Source organism: uncultured Mucilaginibacter sp. (genome assembly GCF_903913935.1).
In the GTDB taxonomy this organism is placed as follows: domain Bacteria; phylum Bacteroidota; class Bacteroidia; order Sphingobacteriales; family Sphingobacteriaceae; genus Mucilaginibacter.
Genome location: NZ_CAIWNH010000381.1, coordinates 1 through 7,028, shown reverse-complemented (window position 1 = coordinate 7,028; position 7,028 = coordinate 1). Strand labels below are relative to the sequence as shown.

Here is a 7,028-nt window from a genome sequence, read left to right as displayed (position 1 = left end):
TAATTGGTTCTGACCCATACAAAACCGTTATAGAGCCTAAAATAAATCCGAAATCGAACATCCGAAATCCGAAATCCGACGTCGTCGTGCAACGTTGTAAAAAACCTTGCGTCATATAACATGCAAGCTGATCAAAATTTGGAAGCCGTATACATAGACAAGCATTATCAACTGGTGGTGGAGTGCAAACAGGGCAGTAAAAAAGCCTGTTATGAACTGTACCGTTTGTATTCAAAAGCGATGTTGAACGTCGCCTTTAGGATAGTGGGTAATATTGCCGAAGCAGAAGATGTTTTGCAGGAGGCGTTTTTGGATGCTTTCGGCAAGGTAAAGGATTTCAGGCAGGATACCACGTTTGGTTTGTGGCTGAAACAGATTGTTATTAACCGGTCCATCAACCTGTTGCGGAAACGCAGGCTGGATTTGATCGAACTGGAAGGCGGGCAGATAGAGAATATAGCTGATGAGGTTGCTTACGACGACGAGGAAGTAAAGTACAAGGCAGCCCAGGTGAAAGAGGCCATAAAAGAATTGCCCGATGGCTACAGGTTAGTGATATCACTTTACCTGCTGGAGGGTTATGACCATGAAGAAATTGGACAAATACTAAATATATCAGAAAACACATCGAGAACACAGTTTTTGAGGGCAAAAAGAAAGCTGGTAGAGATTTTAAATAAAAGGGGGATACCATCATGAGCAAAGGATTGGAAGATTTAATACAGAGGAACAGGGAGGAGTTTGACGACCTGGAACCATCTGCAGATCTGTGGGGAAGAATAGAAAAGCAGTTGCCACCGCAATTTACAGAACAACCAAAACGCGAAACGAAAACGTTTACACTGGGCTTCGTGCTGCGCGTTGCAGCGACAGTGATCGTTGTAATGGGCGCATCATTTGCACTCTATTTGCACAACAACCACAAGAATGGCGTCGACCTGGCAGCGATAAACCCTGAGTATGCCCAGCAACAGGTACACTATACATCGTTAATAGAAAGCAAGCGCACCGAATTAAAATCCATTGAAAAATCAGATCCGGAATTGTATAAGGAATTTAACTCCGAAATAAGCAAGATGGATTCGACCTATAAACAATTAAAAAACGAATTGCCCGCCAGCCCTAACCAGGAGAAAGTATTATTGGCCATGATCCGTAACCTGGAGATACAGACCCAGGTGCTTAACATGCAATTACAAGTGATTGAGCAGTTCAATCAAATAAAAAAGGAACAAAAAAATGAGAGTAAAAATATTTAAAATTTCTCTGCTGCCGGTTATGGCATTTTTAGCCATCACTTCCGCCGGGTTTGCACAGGATATTTCCGTGTCCGTAAATACGTCGTCCTCATCGGCAGTAACCGTTAACGCAAAAGTTAAGACAAAAAGAATCAAGGCAAAAATGAATAAGCTTAACAACGACCTTGAGTTGAGCCTGGATAATTTAGCCGCGAATATTACTGAAACTATAAATGATATTGCACCGAAAGTTGTTTCGGAAGTAACCAATATTGCCTCAAATATTGAGGTAGAAGTGAATGATGATAGCAGCAACGATAATGCATACAATGGCGATGATAAAGGGTCGGTAAACGAAAAGTTTAAAAGCTATAGTAAAAGCTACCCGATTGATGGCAACGACCGCATAAGGTTAAGTAACCAATATGGTAAAATAGTAGTAAACACCTGGGACAGGCATGAAATTAAGGTAGATATACAGATAAAAGCGGTGGCGCAAAGTGACGACGAAGCCCAGAAGCTTTTGGATGGCGTACAAATTATTGATAGCAAAGAGGGCGACCAGGTATCCTTCAAAACCCAGATAGAGCGCAATAACAGTTCGTGGAAAATATGGAACTGGGGCGGAAATAACGGAAAGCACAAAGTGGAAATTAACTACACGGTTTATATGCCTGCAAAAACTGATCTCAGTGTGGAAGATAGCTATGGCTCCATACAACTGCCTGATCTTTCGGGTAAAGTGAGGATCAGCTGCTCCTATGGAAGCGTTTTGGCGCAGAACCTGAGTAACCCGGCTAACGAAATTGAAGGCAGTTACGGAAGCCTGAAGGCGGGTAATATCAACGGCGCACACCTTGATTACTCGTACGGAAGTGCCGAGATAGAAGAAATCAATAACCTGAATGCCGACCTGAGCTACGGCTCATTTAAATTAGGAAAGTTAAATGGTACAGCATCGATAGACTTGTCCTATGTCGGCGGATTTAAGATAGATGAGATCTCCAATTCCTTTAATAAACTGAATATTGATGCTTCTTACTCCAGTGTGGCGCTTGGTGTGCCTTCAAATGATAACTTTAATTTTGATATCACCACCTCCTACGGCGGCTTTAGTTATGATGATGAAAAGGTGGCCATTACCAGTAAAACCCCGTCTGACGGCAGGCACGAAAGTTCGACCAAAAACTACAAGGGCCATTTTGGAAAAGGTGGTTCCGAATCCCAGATAAATATCCATACCAGCTATGGGAGCGTGAATTTTAAATGATTTGACACGAATGACACGAAAAAGTTCGAATTACACGAATTTAGGAATGGAAAGGTTTGCTGAGTTCGGATACAGTTGACCTTTCCCGTTACCTTTCGTCGTTCCTCAAACCACCCTGCACAACAGCCCTTTTAAATATTCACCTTCCGGGAAAGACGACCTCACAGGGTGGTCTTCCGGCTGGCAAAACTGGTAAATGAATTGTACCTGTTTACCTGCATCCAAAGCAGCCCAGGCCAGCACCTGTTTAAAAGTCTCCATGTCCATAGCGCCTGAGCAGGAAAACGTTGCCAGCAAACCGCCGGGATTCAGTAACAGCATCCCCATACGGTTAAGGTCCTTATAAGCACGTGATGCTTTATCTAATGCGGAGCGTGAGGGCGCATATTTTGGCGGATCGAGCACGACGATATCAAATGTCTCGCCCTCATCCCTGAATTTGCGGAGTTGTTTGTTTACATCGGATACAATTGGGGTAACTTTTGCTTCATCAAATTTATTCAGGATGATATTTTCCTTTAGCGTTTCAACCGCCAGGGCCGAACTATCAACTGTTGTCACCGATGCGGCGCCGTTTTGCAAGCAATTCAGCGTAAAGCCGCCGGTATAACTAAAACAATCCAATACTTTTTTGTCCTTGGCATGCGCCGCAAGTATTTTACGGTTATCGCGCTGGTCGCAGTAAAAGCCTGATTTTTGGCCTTCAGCGATGTTGATGTTATAGGTGATGCCGTTTTCTTTTACTTCAACCCGCTCAGGCGGGTGGCTTAAGGTAAGCGCGGTGTTGATAGTTTCTAATCCTTCGTGACTGCGGGAGGAAGCGTCGCTTTTATCAAAAATGCTTTCGGGTTTTAATAAAAGCTGCAATTCATCGATGATCACCGGCAATATTTTCTCTATACCTGAGGTCAAAACCTGCACGGCAAGATGATCTGCATACTTATCAACGATCAACCCCGGCAGGAAATCTGATTCGCTGAATATTAAACGACAGGTATTGGTTGTGCCATCTTCCAAAATGGAGCTTCGGCTTGCTACCGCTATACCCACTTTTGCGCGAAACCATTGCTCATCAACGGCAACAGCCTCATCCCATTCCAGCAAACGCAAAGCTACGCGTGATTGGTCGTTATAAAAACCATAAGCCATAAAACCGCCTTTGGCATCCATCAACCTTACAATATCTCCATTTGCAGGTTTGCCTTTTATGTTTTCAATAGCGCCGGAAAACACCCAGGGATGGCGATGAAGCACCGCTTTTTCCTTGCCTTTTTTTAATATCACATCGATCATAGTGGCAAAGGTAATCATACCTTTTTAAACATGTATTCAAGACGCGAAGCATCGCGTCTCTACGTTCGTGATTTGGATTGATTACGTCCATTAAAAATCAAACAACTTTAATTGGTCAGTTTGCCTTTCTTCTTTGGGCTTCACCGCCGCTTCGTTAAAATTGGAAAGCGAGATTCCCAGCAGCCTTATTTTTTTTTCCTCGATGCCTGTCGCCACAAGCAGTTTTTTAGCGGTTGCGCAAACAGTGTCCAAATCGTTTAAACCAGTAGGGAAGGACTGGTTGCGGGTGATCTGTTTAAAATCGCTGTATTTTATTTTAAGGGTGATGGTGCGGCCTTTCAATTCATATTGCTGCAGGCGTTTGCAAACCGTTTGGGCAATTTTGTCAAGCTCTTCCTCCATCTCTTCCAAAGTAGTAAGATCGTAAGGGAAAGTATCTTCGGCCGCCAGTGATTTTGTTTCCCTGTTGGGTTGTACTTCGCGGTTATCAATGCCACGAACGATCTGGTAATAAAACTTCCCTGCCTTGCCAAAATGCCTGGTTAATTCTTCTTCAGCCAGTTTTTTAAGGTCATCACCGGTATGCAGCCCCATATTCTTCATCCTTTGGGCGGTAACTTTACCAACGCCAAAAAACTTTTCAACGGGGAGCTTTTCCATAAAAGCCGCTATAGCTGAAGGGCCTATAAAAGTTAAGCCATCAGGCTTTTTGATATCTGAAGCGGTTTTGGCGACAAATTTATTGATGGATACTCCCGCAGAGGCAGTCAGCTGCAATTCATCCTTTATGGCTTGTTTAATTTGATTGGCGATCTCAATAGCGGATCCGATATTTAGTTTGTCGCTGGTTACATCCAGGTAAGCTTCATCCAACGATAGGGGTTCGATGAGGTCTGTATATCGGCTGAAGATCTCACGGATCTTTTGGGAAGCTTCTTTATATGCCGGGAAACGTGGCCTTATAAATATAGCATGCGGGCAAAGCTGCAAAGCCTGTTTAGATGACATGGCCGACCGGATGCCGAATTTGCGTGCCTCGTAACTTGCGGTAGCCACCACGCCGCCACGCCCTTCGGGCAGGCCGCCGACTACTAAGGGTTTGCCACGGTACTCCGGGTTATCCCTTTGCTCAACCGATGCATAAAATGCATCCATATCAATATGAATGATCTTGCGGTAGTTTTGAGCGTCTCCCTTTTGCATTTTGCTGCAGCCTGATTGTTGGTTTACCCAAATATAAAGGGAATAGCAATACTTTAATTACCCTGGATTTTATTATAAATTAAGGAAGATCATAACTTACCGGCACGGGTGGTAAAAGGGTAGTCTCATCAAGCGGCACCTGGTCTTTTGACAAGATGGGGTTTCGGCTGTGGTAGTTATCGTATACCGTTTTCTGCAAGTCGCTTCCCGCTGTTTCCGGTGGATTAAAGCTGAAAACAAACGGTATAATGAAATCATGCATTTTTTCAGCGCTGGAGATGATCCATTTACGGTTCGTTTTTCGCAACGCGTCAATTACGGGTTGTACCAATAGGGCATCATCGGCATAATAAACAACTATTTTGCTGATCCGGCCATTTTGACTCGCGGTAAACTTGATAACGGCGGTACCAATTATTTTTCTTTGGATGATATCCTGCGAAACATTCAAACTGTCTTTAAAGAACTGGGACATAGCATCATTTCCGCCCTGAAACGGAAATGATAGTTGCTCCTGTGCAAAGCAGTAAGCCGTTTGAAATATAAGGGCCGCAATAAATATTATCTTTTTCATTTATTCATCCTTTGGCGCTCTTTTGCTGCCTTCATAAAGTTCGTACTCCAGCAGGCGGCAGTCGAGTTTGCCATTATAAAATTCAATCTTCCTTTTTGCTGACAGCCCAATTTTTTTTGCAAGATCAGGATTGCCGGTAAATATATAACCCCAGTATCCCTTGCATTTGGCTTTCATAAAATCGCCCACCCGTTTGTAAGTCATCTCCAGTTTAGTGTGAACCCCCAGGCGTTCGCCGTATTCGGGATTAAACATCACAATGCCTGCCTCTTCGGGCACGGGCGTATCTGCAAAGTCACAAACGCTGAATTCTATTAAATGTTCTACACCGGCAGTTTTTGCATTTTTTTGGGCGATATCAACCGCGTCATCAGATATATCGGTAGCAATAATTCTAAACCCGATTTCCTTTTTTGCTTTGTCCTTTAGTTTCCTTCTTTCAGTAAAGAATACGGTTTCATCATAGCCCATAATATGCATAAAGCCATAATTCATCCTGAAAAGGCCCGGGCATTTATCGGTTGCCAGCAGGGCAGCTTCAATAGCCAGCGTGCCCGAGCCGCACATAGGATTAATGAAAGTGCTTTTCATGTCCCAGTTGGTGGCCATAATGGTGGATGCTGCCAGGGCCTCCAGCATTGGTGCCTTGCCGGGGATCTTCCGGTAACCATGTTTGGCAAGCGTTTCGCCGGAAGTATCCATAAAAATATCGGCGTCGCTGTCCTGCCAGTAAAGGTGCACCAGGGTTTTATTTACTTCGGGGCCGGAGTTTGGCCTTAAGCCTTTTTGGGCCTTTATCCTGTCGGCAATGGCATCCTTAACCTTAACGTTTGCAAATAAAGGTGTGCGGATATGCTCATTATTAACGTTGGAAGATACCGAAAAATAGCCCGAAAAATCAATCAGTTTTTCCCATTCAATTTGAACAAGGTTATCATAAAGTTCCTGTGGATCATCGGCCTTAAAGCTTTTCAACAGGTATAAAACCTGGCTGGCGCAACGCAGGTTAAGATTTAAAGCAATACAGTCCGTTACCGTGCCCAAAAGCTCGACGCCGGTTTGAAAAACACGGACAGGTTTAAAGCCCAGGTCCTCTACTTCTTTTTGGAGGTAGGGCGACAGCCTTTTATTGCAGGTAATAACGATTTTACTTTCAGTGTGGAAAACTTGCATAATATTTTGCGAATTTATGAATTAAATACGGCCGTTTTTGTTTCTTAATCTATTAACTTTACATCTTTAAATTTTTTAGTTTATGGAAATTAAAGGTAAGGTACATGAAGTAGGTGCAACCATGCAGGTAACCGACTCGTTAAAGAAAAGGGAACTGATAGTTGAATATATCGAGAATCCTCAATATCCCGAATATTTAAAGTTCGAAGCTATACAGGATCGCTGCAATTTGCTCGACAATGTTAAGGTTGGTGATGATGTTGAAGTGTTCTTCAAC

Annotated in this window: 8 protein-coding genes; 4 read left to right on the top strand and 4 right to left on the bottom strand. The window is 43.5% G+C overall.

Translation table 11 applies throughout. The features are described from left to right. Positions 1 to 120: 120 nt before the first annotated feature. Genes QZY09_RS15375 through QZY09_RS15365 form a run of 3 tightly spaced genes read left to right on the top strand, consistent with a single transcriptional unit; the run spans position 121 to position 2,508 of the window. Positions 121 to 699 carry a sigma-70 family RNA polymerase sigma factor gene (locus QZY09_RS15375; protein WP_295673785.1) on the top strand — a complete coding sequence of 193 codons (579 nt, stop codon included), beginning with the start codon at positions 121 to 123 and terminating at the stop codon, positions 697 to 699. Beyond that, entirely contained in the window at positions 696 to 1,259 is a 564-nt protein-coding gene (locus QZY09_RS15370; RefSeq protein WP_295673782.1) for a hypothetical protein, read from the top strand. Before QZY09_RS15375 ends, QZY09_RS15370 begins: the two co-directional genes overlap by 4 nt. After that, the gene (locus tag QZY09_RS15365) at positions 1,240 to 2,508 is read left to right on the top strand and encodes a hypothetical protein (protein WP_295673780.1); all 1,269 of its coding nucleotides are present in this window, start codon (positions 1,240 to 1,242) and stop codon (positions 2,506 to 2,508) included. Before QZY09_RS15370 ends, QZY09_RS15365 begins: the two co-directional genes overlap by 20 nt. A 105-nt stretch (positions 2,509 to 2,613) precedes the next feature. Here the strand turns inward: QZY09_RS15365 and QZY09_RS15360 are convergent, their stop codons facing one another. The 4 genes from QZY09_RS15360 to QZY09_RS15345 all read right to left on the bottom strand — a co-directional run bounded on the left by QZY09_RS15360 (position 2,614) and on the right by QZY09_RS15345 (position 6,751). Then, a complete protein-coding gene (locus QZY09_RS15360; RefSeq protein WP_295673787.1) occupies positions 2,614 to 3,801 on the bottom strand; it encodes a class I SAM-dependent rRNA methyltransferase in 1,188 nt (395 codons plus the stop codon). Positions 3,802 to 3,891: 90 nt separating this feature from the next. Continuing rightward, a complete protein-coding gene (gene dinB / locus QZY09_RS15355) occupies positions 3,892 to 5,004 on the bottom strand; it encodes a DNA polymerase IV (RefSeq protein ID WP_295673779.1) in 1,113 nt (370 codons plus the stop codon). A gap of 79 nt (positions 5,005 to 5,083) precedes the next feature. Beyond that, positions 5,084 to 5,578 (bottom strand): hypothetical protein, encoded by a 495-nt coding sequence (locus QZY09_RS15350; RefSeq protein WP_295673777.1) that lies wholly within the window; start codon positions 5,576 to 5,578, stop codon positions 5,084 to 5,086. Beyond that, the gene (locus tag QZY09_RS15345; protein WP_295673776.1) at positions 5,579 to 6,751 is read right to left on the bottom strand and encodes a class I SAM-dependent RNA methyltransferase; all 1,173 of its coding nucleotides are present in this window, start codon (positions 6,749 to 6,751) and stop codon (positions 5,579 to 5,581) included. Positions 6,752 to 6,833: 82 nt separating this feature from the next. Between QZY09_RS15345 and QZY09_RS15340 the strand changes: the two genes are divergently transcribed. Continuing rightward, positions 6,834 to 7,028 (top strand): DUF3127 domain-containing protein (locus QZY09_RS15340; RefSeq protein WP_295673774.1); only part of this gene is annotated, 195 nt, incomplete at its 3' end.

Excerpts from the sequence above, each read along its gene's own strand:
- QZY09_RS15375 (WP_295673785.1), top strand. The coding sequence starts at position 121 with ATGCAAGCTGATCAAAATTTGGAAGCCGTATACATAGACAAGCATTAT.
- QZY09_RS15370 (WP_295673782.1), top strand. The coding sequence starts at position 696 with ATGAGCAAAGGATTGGAAGATTTAATACAGAGGAACAGGGAGGAGTTT.
- QZY09_RS15365 (WP_295673780.1), top strand. The coding sequence starts at position 1,240 with ATGAGAGTAAAAATATTTAAAATTTCTCTGCTGCCGGTTATGGCATTT.
- QZY09_RS15360 (WP_295673787.1), bottom strand. The coding sequence starts at position 3,801 with ATGATCGATGTGATATTAAAAAAAGGCAAGGAAAAAGCGGTGCTTCAT.
- dinB (WP_295673779.1), bottom strand. The coding sequence starts at position 5,004 with ATGCAAAAGGGAGACGCTCAAAACTACCGCAAGATCATTCATATTGAT.
- QZY09_RS15350 (WP_295673777.1), bottom strand. The coding sequence starts at position 5,578 with ATGAAAAAGATAATATTTATTGCGGCCCTTATATTTCAAACGGCTTAC.
- QZY09_RS15345 (WP_295673776.1), bottom strand. The coding sequence starts at position 6,751 with ATGCAAGTTTTCCACACTGAAAGTAAAATCGTTATTACCTGCAATAAA.